The organism is Amycolatopsis sp. NPDC006125, assembly GCF_040614195.1.
In the GTDB taxonomy this organism is placed as follows: Bacteria; Actinomycetota; Actinomycetes; order Mycobacteriales; family Pseudonocardiaceae; genus Amycolatopsis_E; species Amycolatopsis_E tucumanensis.
Map to the genome: position 1 here is coordinate 1 of NZ_JBEXTZ010000044.1, position 13,975 is coordinate 13,975.

Annotated in this window: 13 protein-coding genes and 1 pseudogene; 4 read left to right on the top strand and 10 right to left on the bottom strand. The window is 73.2% G+C overall.

Going from position 1 to position 13,975, the window contains the following annotated elements; translation table 11 throughout:
- Positions 1–119 (top strand): annotated as a pseudogene (locus tag ABZ193_RS22490) (IS982 family transposase); the annotation flags it as partial.
- A 199-nt stretch (positions 120–318) separates the two neighbouring features.
- Here the strand turns inward: ABZ193_RS22490 and purE are convergent.
- The 5 genes from purE to ABZ193_RS22515 are packed head-to-tail and all read right to left on the bottom strand — an operon-like array spanning position 319 to position 5,320.
- Positions 319–798 (bottom strand): 5-(carboxyamino)imidazole ribonucleotide mutase, encoded by a 480-nt coding sequence (gene purE, locus ABZ193_RS22495; RefSeq protein ID WP_039791803.1) that lies wholly within the window; start codon positions 796–798, stop codon positions 319–321.
- 32 nt (positions 799–830) lie between these two features.
- Positions 831–2,012: a 5-(carboxyamino)imidazole ribonucleotide synthase gene (locus ABZ193_RS22500; protein ID WP_020420997.1), complete on the bottom strand. Its 1,182-nt coding sequence runs from the start codon at positions 2,010–2,012 to the stop codon at positions 831–833.
- A gap of 7 nt (positions 2,013–2,019) precedes the next feature.
- Positions 2,020–3,162 carry a glycosyltransferase 87 family protein gene (locus tag ABZ193_RS22505; RefSeq protein ID WP_354711337.1) on the bottom strand — a complete coding sequence of 381 codons (1,143 nt, stop codon included), beginning with the start codon at positions 3,160–3,162 and terminating at the stop codon, positions 2,020–2,022.
- Entirely contained in the window at positions 3,137–4,468 is a 1,332-nt protein-coding gene (locus tag ABZ193_RS22510; protein ID WP_020420999.1) for a glycosyltransferase 87 family protein, read from the bottom strand. Before ABZ193_RS22510 ends, ABZ193_RS22505 begins: the two co-directional genes overlap by 26 nt.
- Before the next feature lie 42 nt (positions 4,469–4,510).
- A complete protein-coding gene (locus ABZ193_RS22515; RefSeq protein ID WP_354711338.1) occupies positions 4,511–5,320 on the bottom strand; it encodes a GGDEF domain-containing protein in 810 nt (269 codons plus the stop codon).
- A gap of 180 nt (positions 5,321–5,500) precedes the next feature.
- Here ABZ193_RS22515 and ABZ193_RS22520 point away from each other — a divergent pair, with 180 nt between their 5' ends.
- Both ABZ193_RS22520 and ABZ193_RS22525 read left to right on the top strand, forming a co-directional pair.
- Complete coding sequence (locus ABZ193_RS22520; RefSeq protein WP_354711339.1) at positions 5,501–7,642, top strand: sigma-70 family RNA polymerase sigma factor; 2,142 nt, start codon at positions 5,501–5,503, stop codon at positions 7,640–7,642.
- Between the two features lie 68 nt (positions 7,643–7,710).
- Entirely contained in the window at positions 7,711–8,244 is a 534-nt protein-coding gene (locus ABZ193_RS22525) for a GtrA family protein (protein WP_020423026.1), read from the top strand.
- Positions 8,245–8,442: 198 nt separating this feature from the next.
- Here ABZ193_RS22525 and ABZ193_RS22530 read toward each other — a convergent pair whose 3' ends face one another.
- Together ABZ193_RS22530 and ABZ193_RS22535 are read right to left on the bottom strand one after the other, a co-directional pair.
- Positions 8,443–9,732 (bottom strand): ATP-binding protein, encoded by a 1,290-nt coding sequence (locus ABZ193_RS22530; protein WP_020423027.1) that lies wholly within the window; start codon positions 9,730–9,732, stop codon positions 8,443–8,445.
- On the bottom strand, positions 9,732–10,424 hold the full coding sequence (locus ABZ193_RS22535; RefSeq protein ID WP_026153804.1) for a response regulator transcription factor: 693 nt from the start codon (positions 10,422–10,424) through the stop codon (positions 9,732–9,734). Before ABZ193_RS22535 ends, ABZ193_RS22530 begins: the two co-directional genes overlap by 1 nt.
- Before the next feature lie 47 nt (positions 10,425–10,471).
- Between ABZ193_RS22535 and hisN the strand changes: the two genes are divergently transcribed.
- Entirely contained in the window at positions 10,472–11,254 is a 783-nt protein-coding gene (gene hisN, locus ABZ193_RS22540) for a histidinol-phosphatase (RefSeq protein ID WP_020423028.1), read from the top strand.
- Here the strand turns inward: hisN and ABZ193_RS22545 are convergent.
- The 3 genes from ABZ193_RS22545 to ABZ193_RS22555 form a co-directional block, all read right to left on the bottom strand.
- On the bottom strand, positions 11,239–11,772 hold the full coding sequence (locus ABZ193_RS22545; protein ID WP_354711341.1) for a DinB family protein: 534 nt from the start codon (positions 11,770–11,772) through the stop codon (positions 11,239–11,241). The two genes, hisN and ABZ193_RS22545, sit on opposite strands and share 16 nt — an antisense overlap.
- Positions 11,773–11,840: 68 nt before the next feature.
- Positions 11,841–12,119, bottom strand: coding sequence for a hypothetical protein (locus ABZ193_RS22550; RefSeq protein ID WP_017986852.1), 279 nt, complete (start codon positions 12,117–12,119; stop codon positions 11,841–11,843).
- Complete coding sequence (locus ABZ193_RS22555; protein WP_354711343.1) at positions 12,116–13,975, bottom strand: TNT domain-containing protein; 1,860 nt, start codon at positions 13,973–13,975, stop codon at positions 12,116–12,118. The genes ABZ193_RS22550 and ABZ193_RS22555 overlap by 4 nt, the downstream gene beginning before the upstream one ends.

The following is a 13,975-nucleotide window of genomic DNA, read 5'->3' on the forward strand; positions in this document are numbered from 1 at the left end:
CCTTCGAAGGCGTCACCGCCCGCATCGCACAACGACTCCTCGCCCTCACCGCCGCCATCTGGCACAACCGCGCCACCGGCCAACCCACAACCCGATCCCTGATCGCCTACGACCACTAACCAAGATCGGAATTACTCATCTAGGACCAACTACTCCACGGCAGCACCGCTTTCACCACCCACGCAGCCGGCACCGCCGCGGGTTCTCAGGAGCCCCCTCGCGAGGACAGCGCCGACGTGGTGAACCGGCGTTCATGAGGAGGCGATCCCACAGCGAGGGGGCTTCTGAGGTTCCGCCACCCGCACCGTCCCGCAAATTTCATTTCTGCGAGGGGAGCTTCTCCTGGAGCTTGGCGTCCTTGTCGAGGACCAGCTGTTCGAGGTCGGCCTGGAAGGCCGCCATCTTCTCCCGCAGCGCCGGGTCCTGCGCGGCCAGGATCCGCACGGCCAGCAGCCCGGCGTTGCGGGCGCCGCCGATCGAGACCGTCGCCACCGGCACCCCGGCCGGCATCTGCACGATCGACAGCAGCGAGTCCATGCCGTCCAGGTACTTCAGCGGGACCGGCACGCCGATCACCGGCAGCACCGTCGCCGAGGCGACCATGCCGGGCAGGTGCGCGGCTCCCCCGGCGCCGGCGATGATCACCTTGATGCCGCGGTCCGCCGCGCTGCGCGCGTAGTCGAGCATCCGCTGCGGGGTCCGGTGCGCGGAGTACACGCCGACCTCGTAGGACACGCCGAACTCGTCCAGCGCCGTCCCGGCCGCTTCGAGCACGGGCCAGTCGGAGTCGCTGCCCATGATCACGCCGACGTCGGTCACGCGTCTTCCTCTCAGTGGATGTCGTAGCCGTCGGGCCATTCGGCGTGCGACAGCCAGTGCGCGGCCAGCTTGGCGCGGGTCCGCAGGTTGTCCAGGTCGCCGCCAACGAAGTTGACGTGCCCGAGCTTGCGGCCGGGCCGCTCGCCCTTGCCGTAGAGGTGCACGCGCGCGTCCGGGAAGCGCGCGAACAGGTGGTGCAGCCGCTCGTCGGGCGCCATCCGCGGCGTTTCCGGCGCGCCGAGGACGTTGGCCATCACCGTCGGCGCGATCAGGTCGGTCACGCCCAGCGGGTAGTCCAGGACCGCGCGCACGTGCTGCTCGAACTGCGAGGTGGCCGAGCCGTCCATCGTCCAGTGACCGGAGTTGTGCGGCCGCATCGCCAGCTCGTTGATCAACAGGCCGCCGTCGGTCTCGAACAGCTCGACCGCCAGGATGCCGACCACGTTCAGCTCGTTCGCCAGCCGCAGCGCCAGCTCCTGCGCCTCGTGCACCTGCCGCGAGGTCAGGCCCGGCGCGGGCGCCAGCACCTCGGTGTTGATGCCGTTCTCCTGCACCGTCTCCACGACCGGCCAGGCCGCGCCCTGCCCGAACGGCGAGCGGGCGACCAGCGCGGACAGCTCCCGCTTCATGGCGACGCGCTGCTCGACCAGCAGCTCGGTGCCCGCGGCGAGCAGCTCGGGCACCAGCGTGCGCGCCTCGGCGTCGGACTCGACCATCCACACGCCACGGCCGTCGTAGCCGCCGGTGGCCGCCTTCAGCACGACCGGCCAGCCGTGCTCGGCGCCGAACTTGAGGAGGTCCTCCACTTCGGACACCTCGGCGTACGGCGGGCACGGGAAGCCGGTGGCCGACAGGTGGTCGCGCATCACCAGCTTGTTCTGCGCGAACGCCAGCGCGTCCGGCCCCGGCCGCACCGTGAAGCCCTCGTTGACCAGCGCGAACAGGTGCTCCCACGGGACGTGCTCGTGGTCGAAGGTGACCACGTCGACGGTCTTGGCGAACTCGCGCAGCGCGTCGAGGTCGGTGTGGTGACCGATCTGGACCTGCCCGGCGACCAGGCCGGCGGCGTCGTTCTCGTCGATCGCGAGGACCCGGAGCGACTGTCCCAGCGAAATCGCGGCCTGATGTGTCATCCGGGCGAGCTGGCCGCCGCCCACCATCCCGACGACCGGGAGACCTGTGCGCTTGTCCATAACGGCTCTAGATTACGGCGAGACGCAGCTCACGGGCCGCCAGCCCGAGGATTCCCAGCGCGGCGGCCAGCACGTACGCGTTGCCGGGCACGAACAGCTCCGGCCCCCACCCGAACTCGGTGTCGCCGCCGTTGGGCACCAGCATCACCACGCAGCTGGCGAAGAACGCGGCCACCAGGCCCGCCCACACCCAGCGCGCCTTCGACGCGAGCAGCACGATCAGCGGCACCGCCCACACCCAGTGGTGCGACCACGACACCGGCGAGACCAGCAGCCCGAAGAAGGCGGTCACCAGCAACGCGGCCAGCGTCTCGCCACGCCGGTGCAGCCGCCGGACCAGCCACACCGCGGGCACCGCCAGCACCGCCCCGACGCCCAGCGCGACCGCCGTCGACCAGGACGCCTCGTGCGACAGCCGGTTGACCAGCCCGCCGAGCGACTGGTTGAAGATCCAGGACACCCCGCCCACGCGGTGCGGGTCGAACGCGGCCTCGGCCCAGTACCGCGCGGCGTCGCCGGGCATCAGCACGAACATCACGGCCTGGAGCCCGGCGAACGTGGCCAGCGCACGCAGGCCGTCGCGCCACCGGCCGGTGACGAACAGGTGCGCCACGAAGATCAGCGGCGTCAGCTTCACCGCGGCCGCGACGCCGATCAGCACGCCGGACCAGCGCGAGCCGGCCAGCACCAGCACGTCGACCACGACCAGCGCGAGCAACACCAGGTTGATCTGGCCGAGGAAGATCGTCTTCCAGACCGGCTCCAGCGCCAGCGCCCCCACCGTCAGCCCGGCGACCGCCCAGCCGCGGAACCGCCCGCTCACGCGGACCACCACGGCGAGCGACAGCACCGACGTCGCGGCCAGCACGCCCCAGGTCAGTCCGCTGGGCAGCGCGGTGAGCGGGACGAACAGCAACGCCGCCGCGGGCGGGTAGGTGAACGGCAGCGACACCCACGACGGCAGCGCGGTCAGCCGCTCCGGGGTGTAGACCGCGTCGCCCTGCAGGAAGGTCAGCGCGCCGGCGCGGTAGACCGCGCTGTCCGCGCCCAGGTGCCAGCCCGCGAGCCAGACGGCCACCCCGGCCGCGAACGCGCCCAGGACGAGGACGCCGACGAGTGCGGGCTCAGCCCGGGACCGCAACGTCGTCACGCGCCCGCTCCCGCCGGCGCTGGAGTGCCCAACGCGTCACCAGCACCACCGTCAGGACCAGCGGCGTGAGGATGTAGGCGTTGCCGAGCACGGTCTGCCAGAACTTCCAGTGCAGCTCGATGTTGCGCCCGTTGGGCAGCGCCAGCAGCACGCAGCTGATGAACACCGCGACCACCGCCCCGGTGGCGACCCAGCGCTTCCACGCGTTCGCGAGCGTGGCCTGCGGCAGCCGGGACACCAGCAGCACGATCAGCGGCACGGCCCAGACCCAGTGGTGCGACCACGAAATCGGCGAGGCCAGCAGCCCGAAGAACGCGGTGACGAGCAGGGCCGCCAGCGCCTGCCCGCGGCGGTGGAAGCGCAGCATCAGCCACACGGCCGGGATCGCCAGCAGCGCCGCGACGCCGAGCGCCGCCTTCGAGGCCCACGGCGCGAGGTCGGTGAGCCGGTTCATCAGGCCGTTCAGCGACTGGTTGCCCGCCCAGTGCACCGGGCCGATGCGTCCGGTGTCGGAGATCGTCTTGGTCCAGTAGCGGATCGTGTCGCCCGGGATCAGCGCCAGCATCAGCAGCTGCAGGCCGAGGAACACGCCGAACGCGCGGAACGCCTCGCGGCGGCGGCCGGTCAGGAACAGGTGCGCGACGAACACCAGCGGCGTCAGCTTCACCGCCGAGGCGATGCCGACCAGCACCCCGCCCCAGCGGGAATTGCGGGTGGTGATCACGAGGACGTCGAGCACGACGACGGCCATCAGGATCAGGTTGATCTGGCCGAGGAAGATCGTCCGCCAGACCGGCTCGAGACCGAGCATGACCAGCGAGAACAGCAGCGTCGCGCGGGCCGGCGAGGACCACCAGCGGCGGACGGCGGGCGGGGTCGGCAGCGAGCCGATCGCCACCCGCACCACGAGCGCCATCGCCAGCACCGAGATCGCGGTCAGCACACCCCAGGCGATCTGGACCGGCAGGATCGCCAGCGGCACGAACAGCAGCGCGGCCGTCGGCGGGTAGGTGAACGGCAGCAGCGCCCACCACGGCTCCGGCGGCAGGGTGTTCGCGTCGTAGAGCGGTTCGCCGTGCAGGAGCGTGATCGCCCCCGCCCGGTACACCGCGCTGTCCACGCCGAGCCGCCAGTCGAGCAGCCAGCCGACGACACCGAAGACGAGCGCGAGCAGCGGGACGAGCGACAGCAGCAGGATCGAACGCGGCCGCACCGACAACCGGGCGAGCGAGGTCCGCAGAGCCAGGCGCGGGTGCGCCGGCTCGCTGAGCGGTTCGCCGCCTGCGGCGGGCACTGACTGGGTCACCCTTTCAGGAAATCACGAATCGGCCAATCGTTGGCGACAGGGTCAGGTTCGTGCGAGTCGCTGCAGCAGGTCGCACGCGGAATCGTGCGTCGCGGGCAGCCGGACCAGCTTGATCTTCGGCGGGCTGACCGATTCCAGCTGGTCGTCGACCGACAGGCGCTCGTGCAGCTCGCGCCGCAGCATCACGGCTTTCGCGGCGATCCGGCCGTCGCGCGGGACCGCCGCGGCGACCGTCGACGGCCCGAGCTTCGCGATGCTCTCGCCGCCGTCGAACACCACCCGCAGCGCCTCGGCGATCAGGATCATCGCGGTGAGCCGCGACCAGCCGGTCACCCCGGACAGGTCGACCGAGACGACCAGCAGCGTGTGGTCCTCGGACACCTGATGGGCAGGCCGCCCGTACAACTCGCGCAGCCGGGTCCGCAGGTAGGACGCGGTGGGCAGGCCGGTGAGCGGGTCGATGACCTCGGTGGTGGCGAGCTTGTCCATCGCGACCTCGGCCCACGCGAGCGCCGCCACCCGCAGTAGCCGGGACGGCAGCGCGTCCACGTCCGGGCTCACCAGACCACCTGAATCCCCCGGCGGGGTGATCACGGCGTGCAACGCCGCCAGATCCGCGAGCGTCTCGGCCAGCCCCGCACCCGCCGCGGCCCGCGCCCTGGCCAGGCCCGCGATCGGGATTTCCGCCGCGCCCCTGCGCAGCAGCGCCGCGCACACCGTGTCGACCTCCGGCAACGCCCAGTCGCTGGGGAAACGCCAACCCGCGGCCAGGCTCGCGGACCGCCAGCGCGCCCGCAGCTCAGCCAGGGATCGGCCGTCGCCGCCGGGCTCCGGTTCGAGCCGCAAACCCATGGCCGGCACGTCCACTGGCAACCGTCCTCTCGTCCCGCGACCGCTGTTCCGGTGAAGTGACGATCCACGCGGCGGGTCGTGACGGAATTACACCGTGCGGGTCAATAGGGCGAGGTGTTGCGTGACGAGGCCGGGCCGGTCAGTCACACTGATCGCGCAACACTGGGGATAAGGAGAGCGGTGTCCACCCTTCCGGCCGATTTCGAGGGCAAGAGCGACGCGGAGTTGATCACCGACGTCCGCACCGGCACCCTGGCCGCCTACGGCACGCTCTACGAACGGCACGTGGGCGCGGCCTACAACCTGGCGCGTCAGCTCGCGCGGTCCAACGCCGAGGCCGACGACCTGGTGTCCGACGCGTTCGCGAAGGTCCTCGACACGCTGCGCGGCGGCAAGGGCCCGGACAGCGCCTTCCGCGCCTACCTGCTCACCGCGCTGCGGCACACCGCCTACGACAAGACCCGCAAGGACAAGCGCGTCGACCTCAACGAGGACATGACGACGGTCGGCGCGGAGGCGCTGACCGTCCAGTTCTCCGACACCGCCGTCGCCGGCCTGGAGCGGACGATGGCGGCCAAGGCCTTCGCGTCCCTGCCCGAGCGCTGGCAGGCGGTGCTGTGGCACACCGAGATCGAGCAGCAGAGCCCGGCGGAGGTCGCGCCGCTGCTGGGCCTGACGCCGAACGGGGTGTCCGCGCTCGCCTACCGCGCCCGCGAGGGCCTGCGGCAGGCCTACCTGCAGGTCCACCTCGCCGAGACGTCCGCCGAGAAGTGCCGCGCCTGCGCCGAGCGGCTGGGCGCGTGGACCCGCGACGGCCTGTCGAAACGGGAACGCGCCCAGGTCGAGGCGCACCTGGACGAGTGCGACGACTGCCGCGCGCTGGCCGCCGAACTGGCCGAGGTCAACGGCGCGCTGCGGGCGATCATCGCGCCGATCGTGCTCGGCGGGGCGGCGCTGGGCTACCTCGCGACCGCGGGCAAGGCGACGGCCGCGACCGTGGCGACCGCGGGCGCCGCGGCCGGGTCTGCCGGTGGGGCGGCTTCGCTCGCCGCCGCCGGGCCGCGGCAGTTCGTCGGCGTCGGCGTCGCCGGGACGGCGGTGGCCGCCGCGGTCGCCGCCGCGCTGGCCGCGGGTGGCGGCACGCAGGAAATCCCGGCGGCCGCGTCGGCTCCGGCGCCACCGCCCGCCGTCGCGCCGGCCCAGCCACCGGCGCCCCCCGCTGCTCCGCCCGCCGCGCCGCCCGCGCCGGCCGTCGAACCGGCACCCGCGCCGGTCGTGCCCCCGGCCCCCGCGCCCGCGCCGACCCCGGCGCCGCCGCCACCGCCGCCCGCCGGGCCCGCGAACATCACCGCGGAAGGCCCGGCTTCGGCACTCGAACTGGAACCGGGCGGGGACGCGGTCGCCCTGCCGATCACGGTGCGCAACAGCGGCGCCTCGGTGTCCGAACCGGTCGCGGCGACGCTGAACCTGCCGCCCGGCATCAGCGTCGTGCCTGCCGGTGGCGGTGGTGGCGGCGCCGGTGGTTACGCCGCGCAGGCCGCTGCCGGGCCGTTGCTGGTGAACTGCCCGCCGGGCGAGGGCACGGTCACCTGCACCACGCCGCGCGGGCTGCAGCCCGGTGAGACCGCGGTGCTGACGTTCCTGCTGAAGGCGGACCGGACGGCGTCCTCGGGCCAGGTGACCGGGACGGTGAACGCGGGCGCGAACATCCGCCTGTCGGTGAACGTGCCGGTGGCGGTCGCCGAGCTGCCGGACGACCTGGCCCTGGAAGCGACGGCCCTGTGGAGCGGCCAGCCCGCGTGGGGCCGGTCCGCGTGGCTGTCCGTCGACGTGGTCAACAAGGGCGAGAACACCAAGCCCGTCACCCTCTCGATCGACACCGACGCGCGGCTGATCCTGGGCAACTTCCGGGCGGCGTGCGACAGCGGCCCGACGACCACCTGCACCAGCCTGAACGCGCTCCAGCCCGGTGAGCACCTGCGGCTGTGGTTCGAGCTGGACCGGCCGAAGAAGGAATCCCGGACCGTCACCGTCTCGGCGACGCTGGGCCGCGCCCACGCCTCGCGGACCGTCACGTTCGACTGCTGGTTGCCGCACTGCGGGATGCCGGGGCTCGCCCCGACCAGCACGACGGTGACGCCGTCGTCGAAGCCCGCGACGACGACCGACCCGTCCACGAGCGGATCGACGACCACGACGACGTCGAGCAGCACGACGACGGTTTCGCCGACGACCCCGTCGACCACGACGACCACCTCGACGACCAAGGACCACGGGCGGCCGTGGTGGTGGTTGCCGTGGATCCCGTACCCGCCGAAATGAATGGGATGAAACCGGCTCTCGCGGCCGCCTGACGATCCCCCGTTTCGCGGACTACGTACACTGCGCAAGTGACCGTTGTGGAAAGCGTGTTGTCGCACACGCCCGAGCCACTGCGCTCGGTGTTGATCAAACATCGGGAGCTGCTCAAATTCGGGATCGTCGGCGGAACGACCTTCATCGTCGACAACGGTGTCTGGTACCTGCTGAAACTGAGCGTGCTGGAAGACAAGCCGACCACCGCGAAAGCGATCGCGATCATCGTCGCGACCATCGTGTCCTACATTCTCAATCGCGAATGGTCGTTCCGGACTCGTGGGGGACGGGAAAGGCACCACGAGGCGGCGCTGTTCTTCGTGATCAGCGGCCTGGCCGTGGCCGTGAACCTGATTCCGCTGTGGGTGTCGCGGTACGTGCTGCACCTGGAACTGCCGCACGTGAGCCGGTTCGCGCAGGAGGCGGCGGACTTCGTCAGCGGGTCCATCATCGGCATGCTGCTGGCGATGGTGTTCCGCTTCTGGGGCTTCAAGCGGTGGGTCTTCCCAGACGAACTGGGGAAGCGCCGCAGGGACCTCTCCCGCGACGAGGCCGACAGCAACGCCTGACGCTGCCCGCTCTGGGTTCGGCCGCGGCTGGCCCCAGCGCAGTGGCGGCACGCGCTCCGCAGGCCAGCACTCGTTCATGCTTTCCGGCACCCGCGGGCAGCGCCACGCTTCCGCCACCGGCCCCGGGCGTAACCGCCCCAGCAATGCCTGACGCTGCCGCCCCAGGGGCTTACGGCAGCCGGCTGAAGCTCGCCTCGCTCAGCGGGGCACGCGCTCCGCGGGCCAGCGCACCTCCGGCACGTCCCCCGGGTTCGGCACCCGCAGGAACAGGCTGAACACCGCCGGCCGCCGGCTGGACAGTTCCAGCCGCCCGCCGTCGGCTTCCGCCAGGGCACGAGCCAGCGCCAGCCCGACCCCCGTCGAGCCGCCGCCGGAAAAACCGCGCTCGAAGATGTGCGGCGCGAGGTCGTCCGGAATTCCCGAGCCGGTGTCGCTCACCTCGACCACCACCGTGCCCTCGGTCTCGCCCCGGCGCGCGGCCAGCGTGACCGTCCCCGCCCCGTGCCGCAGCGCGTTGTCCAGCAGCACGCCCACCACCTCGCGCAACCGCCCGGGCGTCGCCCGCGCCATCAGGCCCTCGCCGATTCGCAGGCGCAGGTTGCGGCCCTCCGCGCGCAGCAACTGCCGCCACTCCTGCGACACCTCGGGCAGCTCCGCGGCCAGCTCCAGCGCCTCCGTGTCGACCTCGCTCGCCGCGCGCGCCGCCGCCAGCAGCTCCTCCAGCGCCTCCGACAACCGGTCCGCCTGCTCCTGCGCCGCCCGCGCCTCCTCCGCCGTGTCCGGGTCGTCGGCCACCGTCAGCGACTCCAGCCGCAACTGCAGCGCGGTCAGCCTGCTCCGCAGCTGGTGCGACACGTCCCCGACCAGCTGCCGCTCCCGCTGCACGAGCTGCGCCAGCGCGGTCCCCGACGTGTCCAGCGCCTCGGCGACCATGTCCAGCTCACCGATCCCGTAGCGGCTGGTGTCCGGCCGGAAGTCCCCGCCGCCGAGCCGCGCCGCCCGCTCGGCCACGTGCCGCAACGGCTTGGCCAGCCGCCGGGCGGTCACGGTCGCCACCACCGTCCCGATCGTCACCGAGAACACCACCAGCAGCAGCACGGCCAGCGTCACTGTGGTCTGCCGCGACCGCAGCGGCCCGGACGGGATCGACAGCTCCAGGTGCCCCTGCCGCGCCAGCTGCACGGTCGCCGTCACCGGGTCCGCCCCCGGGTCGGCGCCCTCGGTCATCCGGTCCTGGCCCGGCACCTCGACGACCAGCTTGCCGCCCTGCGGGATGGCGACCGACACCTGCGTGAGGTCGTTCTGGTCGAGCGCGCCGTCGGCCAGCTCGGTGTCCAGCGTCGCGGCGATCTGCGCGGCGCGGCCGGCCAGGTCCTCGTTGTAGATGCTGTCGACCAGCTTCCACGCGGTCACGCCGAGCGGGATGCCCAGCGCCGCCGCGGTCACCGCGACGGCGAGCAGGATGGCGAGCAGGATCCGGCGGCGCACTAGTCTGCGTTGAACCGGAAGCCGACGCCGCGGACAGTCGCGATCCGCCGCTCACCGTCGCCGTGGTGGATCACCGACCCCTTGCCGTCGCTGGTCACCGACAGCTTCCGGCGCAGCCACGACATGTGCATGTCGAGCGTCTTGGACGTCTTGGACTCCAGGTCGTTCCACACCTCGGCGAGGATCTCGTCGCGGCTCACCACCTGCCCGGCGTGGCTCATCAGCACCCGCAGCAGCTCGAACTCCTTGTTCGCCAGCTGCACCTCGCGGCCGTCCACGAGCACCATCCGCGCGCCGAGGTCCATCCGCACCCCGCCGGCTTCCAGCACCTCGGGCGCCCGGCGGCGCAGCAGGGCGCGGATGCGGGCCAGCAGCTCGGCGAGCCGGAACGGCTTGGCCACGTAGTCGTCCGCGCCGGCGTCGAGGCCCACCACGAAGTCGACCTCGTCGGTGCGGGCGGTGAGCATCAGCACCGGCAGCTCGCTGCCGTTCGCGCGCAGCCTGCGGCACACCTCCAGACCGTCCATGCCGGGCAGCCCGAGGTCGAGCACGAGCAGGTCGACCCGCTTGGCCTGGGTGGTGTCGAGCACCGCGGGGCCGTCCCCCACCACTTCGACGTCGTAGCCCTCCCGCTCGAGCGCACGCGACAGCGGGTCCGCGATCGCCGGGTCGTCCTCGGCCAGCAACACCATGCTCACCTGGCCAACTCTACGACCGCGGCCCGTGAAAACATCGTGGCGTGGCGAGCTACACGGACGATCTCATCCTGGCGGGGAAGCTCGCGGACGCGGCGGACTCGATCACCACGGCCCGGTTCCGCGCCCGCGACCTGAAGGTCAGCAGCAAACCGGACCGCACGCCGGTCACCGACGCGGACACGGCGGTCGAGGACGCGGTGCGCGAGGTGCTCGCCGCCGAACGCCCGGACGACGCCGTGGCGGGCGAGGAACGCGGCGGCACGGACTGGGAGTCGGGCCGCGCGTGGGTGCTGGACCCGATCGACGGGACGAAGAACTTCCTGCGCGGCGGCCCGGTGTGGGCGACGTTGATCGCGCTGGTCGAGGACGGGCAGCCGGTGGTCGGCATGGTCAGCGCGCCGCTGCTGGGCCGCCGCTGGTGGGCCGCGGCGGGCGAGGGCGCGTGGATGAGCGACTCCGCGGGCGAGCGCCGGATCTCGGTGTCGGCGGTGTCCGCGCTGTCCGACGCCTACCTGTCCACGACGGACCTGGGCTCGTGGACCGAGTACCACTCGCGCGAGGCGTACCTGGGCCTCGTGGACGCCTGCTGGGAAACCCGCGCCTTCGGCGACTTCTGGCAGCACTGCCTGGTCGCCGAGGGCGCGATCGACCTGGCGGCCGAGCCGATCGTCAACCCGTGGGACGTCGCGCCGATGCAGATCCTGCTCACCGAGGCCGGCGGCCGGTTCTCCGACCTGACCGGCGCGGAGCGCTTCGACGGCGGCTCGGCGCTGTCGTCGAACGGGCACCTGCACGACGAGGCGCTCGGCTACCTGCGGCGGTAGCGCTCGCCGGTCACGTCCCAGAGGTGGTGCAGCGGGTCGTGGATGAAGTAGCGCGCGAAGGTGTCGACGGTGAAGTGCGCGCCGTCGCTGCGGGTGCCGGTCCGGTCCCACTCCGCGCCGGTCACCTCGGCGAGCGCCGTGGCCAGCCGGTCCGCCGCCGCAAGCAGCTCGTCCGCCACCACCCGCGGGTCCTGGGTGTCGTACCGGTCCTCGACCGCCGTCGCGTCCTGGTCCCAGTTCGGGAACCGCGGGGCGTCCTGCGTGCGGATCAGCCGCAGGCGCTCCAGGTAGATCCGGCACACGTCGCGCACGTGGCACCCGTACTCCAAGGTGGACCACTTGTCCGGCGCCGGCCGCTCTCGCGCGTCCGGCCGGCCCAGCGCCTCGCGCCAGGCGCCGGCGTTCGCGCGCAGCATCGCGGGCACGTCTTCGCGCGTGAACGTCGCGGCGTCGAAACCGCATTCCGGGCACGGCGCGCGCAGCACCCAGGTCCAGTCCTTGGTGTCGGGGGTGATCATGGATCGAGCATCACCGCGGCGCCCCGCGAGCACCAGCGCGAATTCCTTAACGGTGCCGTCAGCCCGTCTTAAGCCGGCGCGGGCAGCAACCCCACCGCACCGCGGGCGACCTGCGACCACGCCAGCCTGCCGAACAGGTAGTGGCAGGCGACCTGCTCGTTGGTGAACCGGGCCCAGTCGTAGCGGTTGCCCTGCTCGCGCCAGAACACCTCCCACACCGGGCCGCCCTCTTCGGACTCCTCGACGCGCAGCAGGCACCACGCGTTGTCGGCCTCCTTGCCGATCGAGATCACCTCGCCGGGCACCCCGATGGCCGCCAGCCACCGCACGATCGACTCGACGTTCACTGCGCAGCGCCCTCCTCGAACGTGATGTCCGCCAGATACCCCAGGGTGACCAGCTCGTCGGCCGAATAGACCGCCCGGTATCGCTCGCCGCCGCCGGGCTGCCCGAACCACGGCGCCGACACCGCGCGCCACACCGGCACGTCCCGCAGCACGCGGTACCGCCGGTAGCCGGCGTCGCGGACCGGCGGCGGCAGCGACCGCCGCGCGAACGGGGTGCCGTCCGGGGCGAACACCCGGCCGCGCGGATCGCCGAACCGGTCCAGCACCGTGCCCTCGGCCAGCACCTCCGGCTCGCCCTCCGCGGTGCCGCCCTCGGGGTACAGCTCGCCCGGCGGCCACGCGTACTCCGGCACCTCGCGGCGCTTCCCGGCGAGGAACCGGCGGTCCCAGTCGCGTTCGTGCAGACCGCCCAGCGGGTCGTACCCGGCGAGCACCTCGGCCGGGGGCGTCCCGGCGGGCGAGGGACGGCGGCCGTACCCGGCCTGGACCTTCGCCAGCGCGTCGTCGGTGCGGATCAGGTCCGAGCGCGGGTGGTCGTGCGGCGGGAACCGCAGTCCCGGCGCGTAGTCGACCTCGCACGGCGGCGCTGGCAGCTGCCGCGCCGGCTTGTCGGTGGCGACGGGCAGGTGGCCGATCGGGAACATGTGGACCCGGAACAACGCGACGATCGTCTCCCGCTCCTGCCGCGGCGCGCCCATCGGCTCCGGCGCGCGCGAGGCGGGTTCGGGATACGGCTGGTACGGCTGGCGCGGGCCCGGCGCGACCGGCGGCTGCGGCCCGACCGGTGCTTGCGGCGCGACCGGCGGCTGCGGCGCGACTGGTGCCTGCGGCGCGAAGGGGGCCGCGTACCCGGCCGCGGGAGCCGCCGGCGCGTACCCGGCAGCCGGAGCGGGCGCGCCCGGCAGTCCGGGCATCCCCGGCATTCCCATCGGCGGCACGGCGTTCTCGGAGAACCCGGCGGCGACGGTCGCGTTCGGCAGCCCGGTCGACGGCGTCGGCACCTCGTCGAAGCCCCCGGAGTCCAGCAGCCCCTCGTACTGCGGCAGCGACGGCGGGGTCGGCGGGTCCGGCAGCTGGATCGGGCCGGTGTCGGTGTCGGCGAAGGCCGGTTCGGGGACCACGGGCGGCACCACCGGCGGCGTCAGCACGGCCGAGGCCACCGCCGACGGCACAGCCGGCGCGGACGGCGCGGCCGGCGCGGCCGGCGACGCGCTGCCGAGCACCGCGGGGGACGGCGTGACTACCGGCGCCACCAGTTCCGGCGCCAGCCCGGTGACCACCCCGAGCAGGGCGCCCTGACCGTCCGGCGTGCGGGCGCCCGGGTTCGGCTCGACGAGCGGAGTGACCAGCGAGCCGACCGGCGCCGGACCGAGGGTCGCGGCGAGGCCGTGCGTCACGACCGCCAGGTTCGCCGCGGTGCCGCGCAGGATCGGTTCGACGCCGAGGATCGCGGTCGGGTGGCCGTTCTCCGCGGCGGCGAGGCTCGCGTCCCGGTTCTTCGCGGCCTCGACGAGCTGCCGCACCAGTTCGACCTTCGCGGCGCCGACCTGCTCGGCCGCGTTGTCCAACCGGTCGGCGGCTTCGGCGGCGCCACGGGCGGCGGCGGTGAGGTGCCCGTTCTCCGGGTCGACGAACGCCGACCACGCCCGCCCGGCCGCCTCGCCCGCGTCCCGGGACAGCGCGGCGACCGCGGTGCCCGCCTGCTGGTCAGCCTCCGCGGCGAGCGCGGTCAGTTCGCGGTGCGCGTCGCGCCAGGCGGACGCCTGCTCACGCAACCTGTCCTCGTCCGCGTCCGGCCAGGACAGCCCGGTCTCCGCGGCGAGATCGGCGAGTTCCCGCGGCAGCTCGATGCCCAT